The organism is Synechococcus sp. A15-127, assembly GCF_014280215.1.
Classification (GTDB): Bacteria; Cyanobacteriota; Cyanobacteriia; order PCC-6307; family Cyanobiaceae; genus Parasynechococcus.
Map to the genome: position 1 here is coordinate 627263 of NZ_CP047948.1, position 13320 is coordinate 640582.

14 protein-coding genes and 1 tRNA gene are annotated in these 13320 nt (G+C 64.2%); 3 read left to right on the forward strand and 12 right to left on the reverse strand.

Translation table 11 applies throughout. From position 1 onward, the window contains the following. Positions 1 to 20: 20 nt before the first annotated feature. Positions 21 to 1088 (reverse strand): TrkA family potassium uptake protein, encoded by a 1068-nt coding sequence (locus SynA15127_RS03155; RefSeq protein ID WP_043695427.1) that lies wholly within the window; start codon positions 1086 to 1088, stop codon positions 21 to 23. Positions 1089 to 1097: 9 nt separating this feature from the next. Then, on the reverse strand, positions 1098 to 1931 hold the full coding sequence (locus SynA15127_RS03160; RefSeq protein WP_186484972.1) for a glycosyltransferase family 9 protein: 834 nt from the start codon (positions 1929 to 1931) through the stop codon (positions 1098 to 1100). A gap of 72 nt (positions 1932 to 2003) precedes the next feature. Between SynA15127_RS03160 and ispD the strand changes: the two genes are divergently transcribed. Next, the gene (ispD, locus tag SynA15127_RS03165; RefSeq protein ID WP_186485545.1) at positions 2004 to 2684 is read left to right on the forward strand and encodes a 2-C-methyl-D-erythritol 4-phosphate cytidylyltransferase; all 681 of its coding nucleotides are present in this window, start codon (positions 2004 to 2006) and stop codon (positions 2682 to 2684) included. Here the strand turns inward: ispD and SynA15127_RS03170 are convergent. Together SynA15127_RS03170 and SynA15127_RS03175 are read right to left on the reverse strand one after the other, a co-directional pair. Beyond that, the gene (locus SynA15127_RS03170; RefSeq protein ID WP_186484973.1) at positions 2668 to 3549 is read right to left on the reverse strand and encodes an LD-carboxypeptidase; all 882 of its coding nucleotides are present in this window, start codon (positions 3547 to 3549) and stop codon (positions 2668 to 2670) included. The genes ispD and SynA15127_RS03170 overlap by 17 nt on opposite strands. Beyond that, the gene (locus SynA15127_RS03175; protein ID WP_255475555.1) at positions 3549 to 4439 is read right to left on the reverse strand and encodes a 4-hydroxybenzoate polyprenyltransferase; all 891 of its coding nucleotides are present in this window, start codon (positions 4437 to 4439) and stop codon (positions 3549 to 3551) included. The genes SynA15127_RS03170 and SynA15127_RS03175 overlap by 1 nt, the downstream gene beginning before the upstream one ends. An 88-nt stretch (positions 4440 to 4527) precedes the next feature. On the opposite strand from SynA15127_RS03175, the gene SynA15127_RS03180 reads away from it, so the two are divergent. Further along, positions 4528 to 6186, forward strand: a complete 1659-nt coding sequence (locus SynA15127_RS03180; RefSeq protein WP_186485547.1) for a Ppx/GppA phosphatase family protein — start codon at positions 4528 to 4530, stop codon at positions 6184 to 6186. Here SynA15127_RS03180 and SynA15127_RS03185 read toward each other — a convergent pair. The 6 genes from SynA15127_RS03185 to petC all read right to left on the reverse strand — a co-directional run bounded on the left by SynA15127_RS03185 (position 6170) and on the right by petC (position 10310). Further along, positions 6170 to 6949 carry a RodZ family helix-turn-helix domain-containing protein gene (locus SynA15127_RS03185; RefSeq protein WP_186484974.1) on the reverse strand — a complete coding sequence of 260 codons (780 nt, stop codon included), beginning with the start codon at positions 6947 to 6949 and terminating at the stop codon, positions 6170 to 6172. The genes SynA15127_RS03180 and SynA15127_RS03185 overlap by 17 nt on opposite strands. A gap of 119 nt (positions 6950 to 7068) precedes the next feature. Next, positions 7069 to 7140 (reverse strand) — tRNA-Val (locus SynA15127_RS03190). Positions 7141 to 7153: 13 nt separating this feature from the next. After that, positions 7154 to 7930, reverse strand: a complete 777-nt coding sequence (gene cobM / locus SynA15127_RS03195; RefSeq protein WP_186484975.1) for a precorrin-4 C(11)-methyltransferase — start codon at positions 7928 to 7930, stop codon at positions 7154 to 7156. Between the two features lie 7 nt (positions 7931 to 7937). After that, positions 7938 to 8795 (reverse strand): prolipoprotein diacylglyceryl transferase, encoded by an 858-nt coding sequence (gene lgt, locus SynA15127_RS03200; RefSeq protein WP_186484976.1) that lies wholly within the window; start codon positions 8793 to 8795, stop codon positions 7938 to 7940. A gap of 4 nt (positions 8796 to 8799) precedes the next feature. Then, the gene (gene petA, locus SynA15127_RS03205) at positions 8800 to 9732 is read right to left on the reverse strand and encodes a cytochrome f (RefSeq protein WP_186484977.1); all 933 of its coding nucleotides are present in this window, start codon (positions 9730 to 9732) and stop codon (positions 8800 to 8802) included. A 41-nt stretch (positions 9733 to 9773) separates the two neighbouring features. Beyond that, complete coding sequence (petC, locus tag SynA15127_RS03210) at positions 9774 to 10310, reverse strand: cytochrome b6-f complex iron-sulfur subunit (protein ID WP_043695450.1); 537 nt, start codon at positions 10308 to 10310, stop codon at positions 9774 to 9776. 47 nt (positions 10311 to 10357) lie between these two features. Here petC and SynA15127_RS03215 point away from each other — a divergent pair, with 47 nt between their 5' ends. Then, positions 10358 to 10774 (forward strand): DUF3067 family protein, encoded by a 417-nt coding sequence (locus SynA15127_RS03215; RefSeq protein ID WP_186484978.1) that lies wholly within the window; start codon positions 10358 to 10360, stop codon positions 10772 to 10774. On the opposite strand, the gene tatC is transcribed toward SynA15127_RS03215, so the two are convergent. Then, entirely contained in the window at positions 10755 to 11459 is a 705-nt protein-coding gene (gene tatC / locus SynA15127_RS03220) for a twin-arginine translocase subunit TatC (protein WP_255475632.1), read from the reverse strand. The genes SynA15127_RS03215 and tatC overlap by 20 nt on opposite strands. Before the next feature lie 124 nt (positions 11460 to 11583). Further along, positions 11584 to 13287 (reverse strand): NFACT family protein, encoded by a 1704-nt coding sequence (locus SynA15127_RS03225; protein ID WP_186484980.1) that lies wholly within the window; start codon positions 13285 to 13287, stop codon positions 11584 to 11586. Positions 13288 to 13320: the final 33 nt, after the last annotated feature.

The window sequence follows — 13320 nt, forward strand, 5'->3', positions numbered from 1 at the left end:
GGATCGGTGTGATTGCCTCCTCAGCCAGCCATGGTTTCGATGCTGTCGACCGCCTCTCCCAGCAGCTCCTGAAAGCACTTGAGCTGAGGTCTGCTGCCCAGAACGATCAGCAGCTGTCCGGGGGCCAGCTTTGTTTCCCCGCGGGGATTGGCGATCAGATCGTTCCCTTCCCGGATTGCCAGCACAAGGGCGCCGCTGCGCCGTCCCAGTTCCAGCTCCTGCAGAGAGCGGCCGTGCACGTTGAGCAGATGCAGCGGGTCGCTGCTGAGCTGAAATTCCTCGATCTCGTAGTTGGAGCCGACCAGAAGCTCCATGAAATTGATCGCCAGCGGTCGCAGGGCCGAAGCCGCCATCACTCGTCCTCCGGCGATATACGGGCTCACCACCACAGTGGCGCCGGCCAGTCGCAGTTTGGCGGCCGCTTCATCGCTGTTGGCTCGGGCGATCAGACGGCAGGACGGTTGCAGGTCACGGGCACTGAGCACCACGTAGAGGTTCGATGCATCTCCGGGCAGCGCAGCCACCAGGCTGCGGCATTGCTCCAGCCCAGCCTCAAGCAGGGATTCATCGAGCGTCGCATCGGCCAGAAGCACCTTCAGACCTCGTGATTCAGCGATCTGGCTTCGCTCGGGATCCGTTTCGATCACCACGAGGGGGATGTCATCGCGCTGCAGCTGAGCGGCGATCTCCTGACCGATGCGTCCGTAACCGCAGAGAATGACGTGATTCCGCATGCTCTGAAGCAGGCGCTGGAAGCGGAACTCCCGAAGTTGTCGGAAGTAACCCGATTCTGTCAGCCCCAGCACGCGCTGGATGAACAGCTGGACCACCAACAGACCGCCGATCACAATCAGCACGGTCACAAGCCGGCCCTGTGAGGAGAGGGGATGCACCTCGCCGTAGCCGATGGTGCTGATGGTGATCAGCACCATCCAGAGACAGTCCCCCCAGTCCCAGCCTTCGGTGATGCGGTAACCGATGGATCCGGCAAGAATCACGCTGCTCAGGGCGGTCAGGGGACCCCGCCATGGAGCTGTGATCGCCTGGAACTGGCTCTGCCCCCGGATCCTCCGCCTTTGGCGAGCCATCAGCTTGTGTCAGAAACCCAGGGCGGTGAGCACGTCGTCTTCACCGATCGTTGTCAGGGAGCCTTCACCGCCGAGGCATCTGATCTCGGCCCGTTCGGGAAGATCTCCGGTCTGACCGCCAAGGGCGACCAGCGGAACGTTGCTGTAAGCCGCCAACAGCTGAGTGAGCGGACAACTGCTGAGCACCACGTCCGCGCAGGCCACGGCGGCGGCTCGCTCGCCAAGCTTCAGCTCCGGAGAAAGGCTTCGGCTCCGCAGGGTCGCCAGGCGGGTGCTGACCGCCTCAGGCAGTGCGCCCCATCGTTGGTCGGGCCAGTCGTTGGATGCTCCCGAGGGTGCCATCAGCAGCAGTGGTCCGTCTCCAGCAGGGAGCTCGGCACGGGCGTTATCCAGGGCCTTGGACGGCAGGCTCAGACGGAAACCGTCAGCCTCAAGGGAACATCCAAGCGCTTCCACGAACGGAGCGATCCTCTGAGCCGCCCAGCCCTGCCCCAGCGCAATGAGATCGGTGGAGGCAAAGCCTGACAGGGCCACTCGGGTCGGGATGTGGCTCATCGACAGCATCAGATTGACCGACTGACCTTCCGCGAAGTTGAGGCAGGCCTGGAAGTCCGGTTCGCGGACGCAGCCGAGAAGGTTCGTCCAGTCGGCCAGTGATGGGTTGGATTCGAAGCTGAAGGGAATCAGCTTTTCGAAACCCGGCATCAGCTCCCATGCCGCCCGGCATTTGGGATCACAGGCCACCTGAACCATCGCTCCCAGTGCTTCGGCGACAGCCGCAAGAGCGGGCAGACGCTCCAGCTGGGCCAGAACCGGGCCAGGGCTGAGGGCAAGGACTCGCATCGAACCGCTGCGGAGAGCGTCTGGGCTGATTGTATGGAGACCGTTTCAGCCTGCTGGGGGCAGGAGTCGCTTGTGCATCTGTTGATGGCCGCAGCGGGGAGTGGTCGCCGCATGGGGGCGGATCGCAACAAGCTGCTGCTGCCGCTGGCGGGACGCCCCGTGATCGCCTGGACCCTGGACGCGGCGATGGCGGCCGATCGGATCCGTTGGATCGGCATCGTCGGTCAGGAGATCGATCGCGACGAGATCCTCGCCTTGGTGAAGGGTGCGCCCAAGCCTGTGGTTTGGATCCAGGGGGGCAGCACGCGTCAGGACTCGGTGCTGCGAGGTCTGGCGGGACTGCCTCCCGGGGCCGAGCACGTTCTGATTCATGACGGAGCCCGCTGCCTTGCGGAGCCTGCGCTCTTCGATCGGTGCGCCGAGCGGGTCGAGGCGGGGATGGCGTTGATCGCTGCCACACCGGTGACGGACACGATCAAGCGGGTGGATGCCGAAGGTTGCATCAGGGAGACGCCGGACCGTTCCGAACTGTGGGCTGCCCAGACGCCCCAGGGGTTTCAGGTTCAGCAGCTGCAGCAGGGCCATGACCGGGCCAGGGAGCAGGGCTGGAACGTCACGGACGATGCCTCCCTCTACGAACGCCTCGGCTGGCCTGTGCAGGTGCTGGATGCGGGCCCCTCGAACATCAAGGTGACGACGCCCTTCGACCTGACGGTGGCTGAGGCGGTGCTCCAGCTCAGGAGAGCAGGCTGAGCTGACCCTTGTCTCCGTCGAGGCGTGCCTGACGGCCGAGGGGGAGAGCCGCGTTGCCGGGCTGGTGTCCGACCGGCAGATCCATCACCCTGGGGATGTTCAGATCCGCTGTGCGCTCCTCCAGCACCTGACTCACCGTGAAGTTCAGCTGATCAGGGCGATCGTCCTCGCAGTCGCTGAAGCTTCCGAAACCGAGGCCCGCCAGTCGATGCAGGGCACCGCAAAGCCGCCAGTGAGTGAGCATGCGATCGATGCGGTAGGGCGCCTCACCCACGTCCTCGAGGATCAGGATCGCTCCATCGAGATCGGGGATCCATGGCGATCCCAGCAGATGGCTGGCCACGGTGAGATTGGCCACCAGCAACGGACCGCTGGCGATTCCTCCTCCGAGCCCTCGTCCCTGCAGATCCTGCAGAGCTTCTCCGAACAGCAGCTGCCGCAGCCGCTGCTGGCTCCACTCCGGTTCCGAGGACAGGGTGGTGAGCAGGGGGCCGTGAATCCCTCCATCGAAACCGGCGGCGAGCCGACCCCACAGCAGTGCGGTGACATCGGAGAACCCCAGCAGCCAGCCTGGTTGCCAGGGGATAGGCCACTCCAGCAGACGGGCAGCCCCCCATCCACCCCTGGCACAGGCCAGCAGGCTGACCGGAGTCTCCGGGAGCAGATCATCGAGCCGCTGCTCATCCCGCCCGGCCAGATATCCCCAGTGACGTTCAACAACGGAGTGAGGTCGGCAGCGCAGCCCCCAGCTCTCCAGCAGGCTCACTCCCTGATGCAGGCGCTCGGCATCTGCGAGGGCAGAACTGGCGGCCACCACCGCCATGGCATCACCGGGCCGCAGGGGTGCTGCTGTCTGCTCTGCCATCAGGCGAAGGCCCTGCCGAGCATCAGAGCGATGAGCAGGAGCGATCCGAGCTGGACCTGGCGACTGAAGTGACGACCGAACACCGCCATGCCTGTCTGGCCCTGCTCAAGCGGCGTGCAACTGGCCTGCATCAGCCAACTGGCGATGGCCCAGAGTGGCCAGAAGATCCAGCCGATGCCGCTCGCAGCGGCGGCGATGGCCAGCAGGATGCAGGTGATCCCGTAACAGACACGAACCGCAGGCACCGCGGAGCCACCCAGAGTGAGAGCGCTGCTGCGCAGGCCAAGCCTGGCGTCGTCCCGTCGGTCCGCCATCGCATAAACGGTGTCGAAGCCGAAGGTCCAGAGCATGGTGGCGAGCCAGCACCCGAGCAGGGCGGCATCCGCGGTCAGCTCCGCTTCAGCCGCTGCCCAGGGAATCAGAACGGCGAAGCCCCAGCAGAGCGCGAGGACGGCCTGAGGAAAGGGGAACCAGCGCTTGGCTGAGGGGTAGAGAAGGATCGGTGGCAATGCCGCAACAGCAAGGGCAAGACAGAGCAGCAGGCTCGCCTGCGGCAGGCTGAGCACCACCAGAAGGCTGAGGATCAGCATGCCGATCAACAGTGCGGCAGCAGTGCTGACCCTCATGGCTCCACGGGCCAGCGGGCGGCTGCTGGTGCGCTCCACCTCGCCGTCGAAGCGGCGGTCCCAGAGATCGTTGGCGATGCAGCCGGCTCCGCTCACCGCCAGGCCGCCGACCACGATGCGCAGAACCAGAGATGCCGATGGCGGTGCAGACGGCATCAGCCAGAGGGCCCAGCCCGCCGGCACCAGCAGAATCAGTCTCCCTGTGGGCTTGTTCCAACGCAGAAGCTGAAGCCAGGGCAACGTGCCGGGAGGGTGACTGATCACAGGGTCACAGATTTATAAAACCCTAGTCAGGGTCTGTCTGCATCAGCCATGGGTGGCAGAGTGGTTCGACTTCGGGTCGGGGCTGCCGATGCTGGGTGCTGAGTCCACTCCGTCTGCGTCGTCCGCCTCTTCGTCCACCCAGCAGCTGGGGGCCAGCAGCGCGGAGGGCCTGTCCGGTCAGCGGCAGAGAATCGCCGCCATCGATATCGGCACCAATTCCACCCATCTGCTGGTGGCATCGGTGGACACGACCCTGCGGACGTTCAGCATCGTTCAGGCTGAGAAATCCACCACTCGGCTGGGGGAGCGGGATCCGGAAAGCGGCGAACTGACCGCTGAGGCGATGCAGCGCGGTGTTGAGACCCTGCGTCGTTTCCGAGACCTGGCGGCCAGCCATGCGGTGGAGCAAGTGGTCACTGCTGCCACCAGTGCAGTCCGGGAAGCACCCAACGGCAGGGATTTCCTGCAGCGCATCCAGGACGTTCTCGGCCTCGAGGTTGATCTGGTGAGTGGGCCGGAAGAGGCGCGCCTGATCTATCTGGGCGTGCTCTCAGGCATGTCGTTCGGCGATCGTCCGCATCTGCTGCTCGACATCGGCGGCGGCTCCACAGAATTGATCCTCGCGGATGGACGTGATGCCCGCGCGCTCACCAGCACCCGGGTGGGGGCCGTCCGATTGCAGCGGGATTTCGTCAAGGACGATCCGATTCCACCCCAGCGACGCGCGTTCCTCCAGGCGTTCATTCAGGGATCCCTCGAGCCGGCGGTGGACAAGGTGCACCGGCGGATCAAACCGGGCGAGATTCCGGTGCTGGTCGCCACCAGCGGCACGGCCATGGCGATCGGTGCGCTGGCCGCCAGTGAGGACGATCGACCGCCTCTGAAGCTGCACGGGTACCGGGTGTCCCGTCAGCGCCTCGATCGTGTTGTCGAGAAGCTGGTGGCGATGACGCCTGAACAGCGCAGGGAGCTCTCCCCGATCAACGATCGCCGCGCCGAGATCATCGTTCCTGGTGCGCTGATCCTGCAGACCACCATGCAGATGCTCGGGGTGGACGAGCTCGCGCTGAGCGAGCGGGCCCTCCGTGAAGGATTGATCGTCGACTGGATGCTGCGTCACGGTCTGCTCGAGGACCGTTTCAGCTTTCAGAGCAGCATCCGTCAACGCACGGTGATCCATCAGGTGCAGCGCTTCGCTGTGAATCAGCGCCGCGCTGAGCGCGTCGCTCTTCATGCCCTCAGCCTCTACGACAACACCCATGGCGTGATGCACCATGACGATGGTCAGGGACGCGAGTTGCTCTGGGCTGCCGCGATGCTGCATTCCTGTGGGCAGCACATCAATCTCAGTGCTTATCACAAGCACTCCTGGTATCTGATCCGCCACGGTGAGCTGCTGGGTTACTCCGAAGCGGAACACCTGATGGTGGCGGCGATCGCCCGGTATCACCGCCGCAGCCTTCCCAAGAAGCGTCATGAGTCCTGGCAGGCCATCACCACACGGGAGCATCGCCGGCTGGTTTCGGAGATGGCACTGCTGCTGCGACTCGCCGCAGCACTGGACCGACGTCCGGAACCCGTCGTGGGATCGCTGCGCGTCTCAGCTGCTCCGGGAGAACTTCAGCTTGAGCTGATTCCCGAGCGCCTGAACCAGAATCTCAGTCTCGAGCAGTGGAGCCTCGAAAGCTGTGCTGATGTGGTGTGGGAAGCGTCGGGGATGAAGCTGATGATCAGAGTTCAGGGCTAAGGCGATACCAGCGCACAGCATCGATCGGGCCGAGGGCAGCCGCTTCGCCGCTAGGTCGTTTCACCATCACCAGATCGGGCCTGCCCGCGTAGATCTCCACGCTTTCCGGGGCGTCGACCGTGCGGTCGTTCACCAGAGTGCCCTGGAACTCGAGGTTTCCGTTGCGACGCAGCGCGATCCAGCTGGGTTCGCGACTGCTGATCGTGAGAGATGAAGCGAGGGGTTCCGAAGGGGCTGCGCTGACGGGTTCCGCTTCGGGAACAGACTGCTTCGGTGCTGGAGTGGCCATCGGCTCCTCCGTCATTTCAGCCGGTTTCTGCACCGGGGGCATGGACGTTCTGGTGCGCAGAAGCATGGCCCCACCACCGCCGGCTGCGATGACCAGGACGATCGGCAGCATGAAGCTCCAGCGACCCCTGGCGGGAGAGGCCGTTGTCGAGGGCGGTGCGGTGATGTTGATGGTGGTGCGCGTTGCAGTGCTGCTGATCGTCCCCAGCTGCTCCGCCAGGGCATCCGCGTCAAGTTTGAGATGACCGGCGATCCGTCGCACCATCGCTTTGATGAACACCGGTTCCGGGAGTCCCTGTAAGTCTCCGAGCTCCAGGGAACGGAGCTGCTCCACACCGAGATGAAGAGTGCCTGCCAGTTGTTCCGCGCTCAGTCCCAGCGCCTCCCTGCGCTCCTGGATGGTCCGTCCGACGTCGACGAGGCCGCCTGGGGTAGTGCCCCCGGAATCAGTATCTCTGTGATCACTGACAGCCACGAAAAAGGCGAATCAGAAGGATTGGATATGAACGTAATGCCTTTTGGATGATTTGACTGTCAAAATGATGATCAGTATCTGATTCCGATCAAATGTTTGGAAGGAAGTGTTCATTCAGATGGGCGATACTGGATTCGAACCAGTGACCCCTTCCGTGTGAAGGAAGTGCGCTACCACTGTGCTAATCGCCCGCACGACCCGATCTTAAACCACAGGGTTCTGTTGGTTCGGGCGGAAGAGATGATCGTGATCCGGCGAATAGAGCCTGGATCTCCGTTCGCTGCCGCTGAGTGCGGGGCTGACGATGTAGAGGGTCGTTCTGATCAGTGACCGGGCCTGACTGACCTCTGCCATGGTCGAGAGCGGAACGACGTCGATCCATTCATCAGGCCAGCTGATCCGGTGTCCGATGCAGACGGGGGTGTCGGCTGGATAGTGACGCAGCAGGATCTCCTGAACCTCGTCAACGTGTCGGGCACTCAGATAAAGGCAGAGGCTGGCCCCCAGAGCAGCGAGTCTGTTGAGATCCTCCCGCTCAGGAACCCCTGTTCGGCCACCGGCACGTCCCAGAACGATGGTCTGCACCAGTCCTGGGACGGTGAGCTCCTGGCCGAGCCGGGCAGCGGCAGCCTGGTAGGCGCTGAGCCCGGGAACGACCTCCACGGCCACCTCCGCATCGGAGAGCGCGGCGATCTGCTCATGAATAGCGCTGTACAGCGACGTGTCCCCGTCATGCAGGCGAACCACCTGATGGCCTTGCCGGTGCCGTTCGATCAGCACAGGGATCACCTCCTCCAGAGTGAGTGTGCTGGTGCGGATCCGCTCGCAGTGCTCCGGCGCCAGGGCAGCAATGGCCGGGCAGACGAGGGAATCAGTCCAGACCAGAACGTCGGCTCGTTTGAGCCGCTCGGCGGCGCGGAGCGTCAGCAGATCCGGGGCTCCAGGACCTCCTCCGATGAAACAGACCGGTGATCTCAGCATCCCTTCATCATCCATTGGAGCCGGAGGGTCCCGTCTGGGATGGCTCCCGATGGGATGGACCGCGGGAATACAGCCAGGCCAGACCGATGCCTCCGGCCACCATCAGCAGGCCGCTCATCAACTGGGCGATCCGCAGGCCGCCCTCACAGGCCGGTGGCAGGGCTCCGATGCAGAGCGGGTCGATGCGAAGTCCTTCGATCCAGACGCGACCCAGGCTGTATCCCACCAGGTAGACACAACTCAGTGCTCCGGCGGGCAGGCGGATGCTGCCTCGGCTCCCCAGGCGGAACAACACGATAAGCACGAGGAACAGCACCAGGTTCCAGATCGACTCGTAGAGAAAGGTGGGGTGGAAGAACTCCGAATCGGCATAGACCGCCGGCCGATTCGCAAAGGGAATGAACAGCTTCCAGGGAAGGTCTGTGGGCACTCCGAAGGCCTCGGAGTTGAAGAAGTTGCCCCATCGGCCGATCGCCTGGCCGAGGGCGACGGAGGGAACTAGGACATCCAGAACATCCCAGAAGGGCTGACGTCTCCAGCGGCAGAACAGGATCAGCGTCAGGGTCCCGGCCAGGAGCGCTCCATGGATGGCGATCCCCCCTTCCCAGATGGCCAGGGCCTTGGTCCACTGGTCGGCGTAGTTACGCCACTCGAAGGCGACGTAGTAGATGCGTGCTCCGATCACCGACGTGAGCACGAGCAGTGGAAGCAGGTCACTGATCAGCCCGTTTTCGAGCTGCCGGGATCTGGCCAGTTGACTGGAGAGGTTGAGGCCGATCAGCACCGCTAGAGCGATCAGCAGGCCATACCAGCGGAGGGTGAGGGGCCCCAGCTGGATCAGCTCAGGCCCCGGTGAGGTGAACATCGCCTCAGATGCCTTCAGCAGCCTGAACCTTCTCGATCTGACGCTTCTTCAGCACCAGCATGATCTGAGCCAGAGCGACCGCTGCGAAGAAGGCCAACAGGCCGTAGATCCGGACAGGGTTCTGAAGGACCACCTCGGCATCCACCTGGCCGAAGCCGCCGACGTTGGGATCATCGGTGAGTGCTGCTCCGGCCTCAACGCTGTCGCCGACATTCACCAGCAGCGCGGGACCGACGGGAACGGTCTCAGCTACCGAGGCACCATCGGCACCGGTGATGGTCACCACACTGGAACCGTTGTCGCCGGCCTCGATGCCGGCGACGGTGCCTGTTGCTGGAGCGGTGTAGATGGCGTTGTTGCTCTTCTCACCGGTGGGATACACCTGGCCGCGGCCGCGGTTGCCACCCACGTGAATCTGGTACTTACCGAAGTGAATGCTGCTGTCGGTGGAGGGATCGGGGGAGAGCACCGGGAAAACGATCTCCTGATGCTGATCACCCGGAATGGGCCCCACTAGGAGAATGTTGGGCTGATCGTCGCTGTACTGGCTGAAGTAGACGCCTTCGGTCTCCTCGCGGATCTCGTCGGTCCAGCGGTCCTGAGGGGCGAGGGTGAAGCCGTCGGGAAGCATCACCACGGCACCGACCTGGAGCGGAACTTGGCTGCCGTCTGCTCCGATCTCCTGAATGCCTTCCTCATAGGGGATTTTGACGCTGGCCTTGAACACGCTGTCGGGGAGAACCGACTGGGGAACTTCCGCCTGGGTCAGCTTCTGAGCGAGGTGGCAGTTGGCGCAGACAATCTTGCCGGTGGCTTCACGGGGACTGTCGTAGTTCTGCTGAGCCCAGAAGGGATAGGCCCAGCTGGCGGCCGGTGCGATCAGAAGAGCCAGGCCGAGAACCAGCGATCCGATCAGGAGGGAGAGGTGGCGACGCATGGAACGGTGTGGGAGGGGGTTCGGGCGAAGGGGGAGGAAGGTCAGGCCCACCAGGGCTTGTCGCCCGTGCGGAAGTCGGTCTCGGTCCACTGGCTGACAAAGACGTTGTCGTTCTCGACGCTGACGTTCGCCAGGGCGAGGGACAGGGGGGCTGGACCGCGGACCACCTTTCCGGTGGCGTCGTACTGACTGCCGTGGCAGGGGCACATGAACTTGTTCGCGCCACTGTTCCAGGGCACCACGCAGCCCAGATGGGTGCAGATCGCGTTGATGCCGTAGCTGCCGATGGCGTCCTCACCCTCCACGATCAGATAAGTGGGATCGCCTTTGAGGCCCTGAACGAGGCTGCGGTCTCCCTCGGGGTGAGACGCCAGCCAGCCGCTGGCGCTGACGTCGTTCCCGAGTTCATCTTTGGCACTCGTGCCACCGCCGCTGCCGGCGGCTTTGGGCGGGATGAAGTAGTTGGCCACGGGGTACAGAGCCCCGAGAGCGACGCCTGTGACGGATCCAAAGGTCAGCAGATTCATGAACTGCCGACGACCCATTCCGGGCACATCGCTCGAGGAAAGTTGGGTCATGGCGGACGGTCATCCAGCACAGAATGGCGATCATTATGGACGCTTAAGTGCCTGTCACGCTTTGCAACGACTGGCCTTTGCCCCGCCCCGGCGACCCCCGATCTGTGCTTGTGAATCCGTACGAATCAGCCGACAGTCCTCTCGGGGTGGAGGAGCTGATCAGCTGTCTCCGCCAGCGCTGGAAAGCGACTTACGACCTTCAGCTGGTGGTGCGCAGGCAGCGTCTCTACCTGCAGGTGATGTGGGCCTATCTGGAGCAGCAGTCCTTTCCGATGGACGAATCCGCTTATCGGGAGCACATCGCCGAAGTTCTGGATGTTGTGAATCGTCTTGGTCTGGCCACGGAAGTGCGCCGATGGCTGTGGGATACCCGTGACAAACCTCGTCTCGGCAAGGCCCTCAGCCTGCATCTGGAGGTGGAGGGACCCGAGGCCCGCAATCTGCTCAGGGAGTTTCTGGTCTGAGGGATTCCGCCAGGGCCACGAGGGCGACTCCCACCAGAAACAGTGCGGTGATGGCGCCGGCCAGCAACAGCATCGTGATGGGATCCGTGGAGGGAGTGAGCACGGCTCCTGCCAGCGCTGCGCTGAGCACCACCCATCGCCAGGCTCCGAGCATCGCTCGCCAGCGCACGAGCCCGAGCACACCGAGAAGCAGCTGCAGCACGGGCAGCTGAAAGGCCAGACCCGTGGCCAGCATCAGCAGCAGCACGAAGTCGAGATAGCGCTCGATCGACCAGAGCGGTTCGACCACATCGGCGCCGTAACTCACCAGGAAGCGCAGCGCCGCCGGGACGAGGGCCCACCAGGCGAAGGCAAGGCCTGCGACGAACAACACCGCCGAGCCTGCCACCGCGGGAGCGATCAGCCGCTGCTCACGTCGGGTCAGGCCCGGCAGCACGAAGGCAAGGCCCTGATACAGCACGTAGGGAAGGGCCAGGGTCAGGCCGGCATAGCCCGCCACCTTGAGGGAGACGAACAGGAACTCGCCCGGGGCGAGTTGCAGGAAGTGAATGCCTCTGGCCGGTGCCTCAAGCATGCGCACGAGCGGTTTCACCGCCACCAGGCAGAGGCCGGCTCCCACGACAACGGCCAGAAGACTGCGCAGGACCCGCTGACGCAGCTCTTCGAGGTGGTCCACCAGCGGCATTTCCACCTCGTCCGGCAGATCGCCGGCGTTGGTCCCCCCACCGATCCGGATCGGTGGAGGAGGTTTCAGGCGTGGACCGTCGGGACTCTCGGGCAAGGATGGGGGGCGGGAAAAGGTCTGAACATCAGACGCCTGTTGAAGCAAGGCTAGAAGCCGCGCTGTCATGAAGATGCTGTTCGGCCCGATGCGGCTCACCCCAGCGGATTTCGCCGCCGCGATGACGCACCGTGCCTGGGCCGGCTCCCGGGATGCGTTGCAGCTGCATGGTCGGCACCATCACAACCGCAACCCGGCTGTTGCCGCGCGCACGACTGAAGTGAGCGGCCAGATCCGTGGCGAGTGTCAGATCGTCGTCCTCGGGCAGACCGCTGGAGGCCTTCAGGACCACATGGCTTCCCGGGCACTCCTGGGTATGGAACCAAAGGTCACCACTGCGCGCCTGGCGCAGACTGATCCAGTCATTCTGGCGGTGGTTTCGCCCCACCTGAATCAACAGGCCTCCAGGTGAAACCAGCTCCAGCGGCTGCGGCGTGCTCTGACGCTGCTGGCGTCGTTCCTGCTGGCGGCCTCCGGGATTGAGCAGCTCCTCCAGTTCGCTGCGCAACTCCTGCAGCGCTGTCAACCGTGGCGCGACCTCCTGCCAATGGGCGATCTGCAGGTCTTCGATGAAGGCCTCACTGCCGTTGATCAGATCCAGCCGTCGCCGGTGGTGGGTGAGACGTTCCTCCAGAACGGCCACCGATCGGCGCAGCTTGCGGGCACGCCGATACAGCTTCTGAGCCTGCTCCACCTGCTCCCGGCTGGGGGTTGGCAGGCAGAGCAGTGCATCGGCCTGCTGCTGCAGGTCGTCGCTTCCCGCCGTGGCTGCCCGCCGTTGCAACTGGTCCTCCAGGGCGAGCTCCTCCTTGCGGCGCCACCGCTCGAGGCGCTGGCGCACTTCATCACTTCTCCGGCTGAGGGCTCGCTGGTCCAGCTGCTCCCGGTACCAGCGTCCAAGCACCAGGGCCAGGCCGGGCTCCCCGCTGTCCTGGCCTGTTCCCCACACCCGATACCGGCCGTCCTCCTGCAGCTGCAACCGAAAGGATTCCTGCTCCAGAGCCTTCAGCCAGCACTGCCAGGAGCGGTGCAACTCCCGCCACTGATCCGGATCCAGATCCTGCACGCCGGAATCCGCCAGGCTTCCCACCAGCTGTCGAATCAGGGGTGGACTGATGCCCTGATAACTCTGCTGAAGGGCTTTGCGGAGCGGGACCGGCAGCAGTTGCAGACGCTCCCGCCAGCGCTCGTCGGATTCCTGCGGATCCGGAGGCTGACCCTGAAGCGGTGGTGGTGGTGCGTATCCGTCGCCGGTCCCGATCGGGCGTACCCGTGACTGGTGATCGCGCACCTGTCTGCCCAGAGTGATGACCTGTCGCTGGTCATCAAGCAGCAGCAGATTGCTGTGGCGACCCATCAGCTCAAGCACCAGCACCCGCTGCACCCGTTCCCCAGGGCGTGGCGCCAGACGGAACTCCACAACCCGCTCGAAACCAGGCTGGTGCAGCTCCACGAGGGCCAGTTGGCGCAGGCTGTGCTGCAGCTGCTGGGCCAGCGTGCTGCCAGCCCCCTGTCTTGCCGGAGGGGGGATCTGGATCAGATGCGGAGCCTCCGCCAGCCAGCTCAGCTCGACCCAGGTCATGCCACTGAGGCTGCGGAAGCCGAGCTGCAGGCGAGCGGCATCAGGCTGCTGCGCCTTTTCGAAACGGCTTGGCACGAGTTGTCGGCGCAGATCCCACAGCACGGCCCTGAGGCTGGTGAGATCCATCAGCTGCAGGCTCGTTGCCGCCATCAGCTGGCATTCAGAGGTCTTCCTACTCTGCTG

What these genes read in the sequence shown, in the direction of transcription:
- petC (WP_043695450.1), bottom strand. Translation starts at nt 10,310, where the DNA reads ATGACCCAACTTTCCTCGAGCGATGTGCCCGGAATGGGTCGTCGGCAG.
- SynA15127_RS03180 (WP_186485547.1), top strand. Translation starts at nt 4,528, where the DNA reads ATGCTGGGTGCTGAGTCCACTCCGTCTGCGTCGTCCGCCTCTTCGTCC.
- SynA15127_RS03155 (WP_043695427.1), bottom strand. Translation starts at nt 1,088, where the DNA reads ATGGCTCGCCAAAGGCGGAGGATCCGGGGGCAGAGCCAGTTCCAGGCG.
- petA (WP_186484977.1), bottom strand. Translation starts at nt 9,732, where the DNA reads ATGCGTCGCCACCTCTCCCTCCTGATCGGATCGCTGGTTCTCGGCCTG.
- lgt (WP_186484976.1), bottom strand. Translation starts at nt 8,795, where the DNA reads ATGTTCACCTCACCGGGGCCTGAGCTGATCCAGCTGGGGCCCCTCACC.
- SynA15127_RS03225 (WP_186484980.1), bottom strand. Translation starts at nt 13,287, where the DNA reads ATGGCGGCAACGAGCCTGCAGCTGATGGATCTCACCAGCCTCAGGGCC.
- cobM (WP_186484975.1), bottom strand. Translation starts at nt 7,930, where the DNA reads ATGCTGAGATCACCGGTCTGTTTCATCGGAGGAGGTCCTGGAGCCCCG.
- tatC (WP_255475632.1), bottom strand. Translation starts at nt 11,459, where the DNA reads ATGCCGCTGGTGGACCACCTCGAAGAGCTGCGTCAGCGGGTCCTGCGC.
- SynA15127_RS03160 (WP_186484972.1), bottom strand. Translation starts at nt 1,931, where the DNA reads ATGCGAGTCCTTGCCCTCAGCCCTGGCCCGGTTCTGGCCCAGCTGGAG.
- SynA15127_RS03170 (WP_186484973.1), bottom strand. Translation starts at nt 3,549, where the DNA reads ATGGCAGAGCAGACAGCAGCACCCCTGCGGCCCGGTGATGCCATGGCG.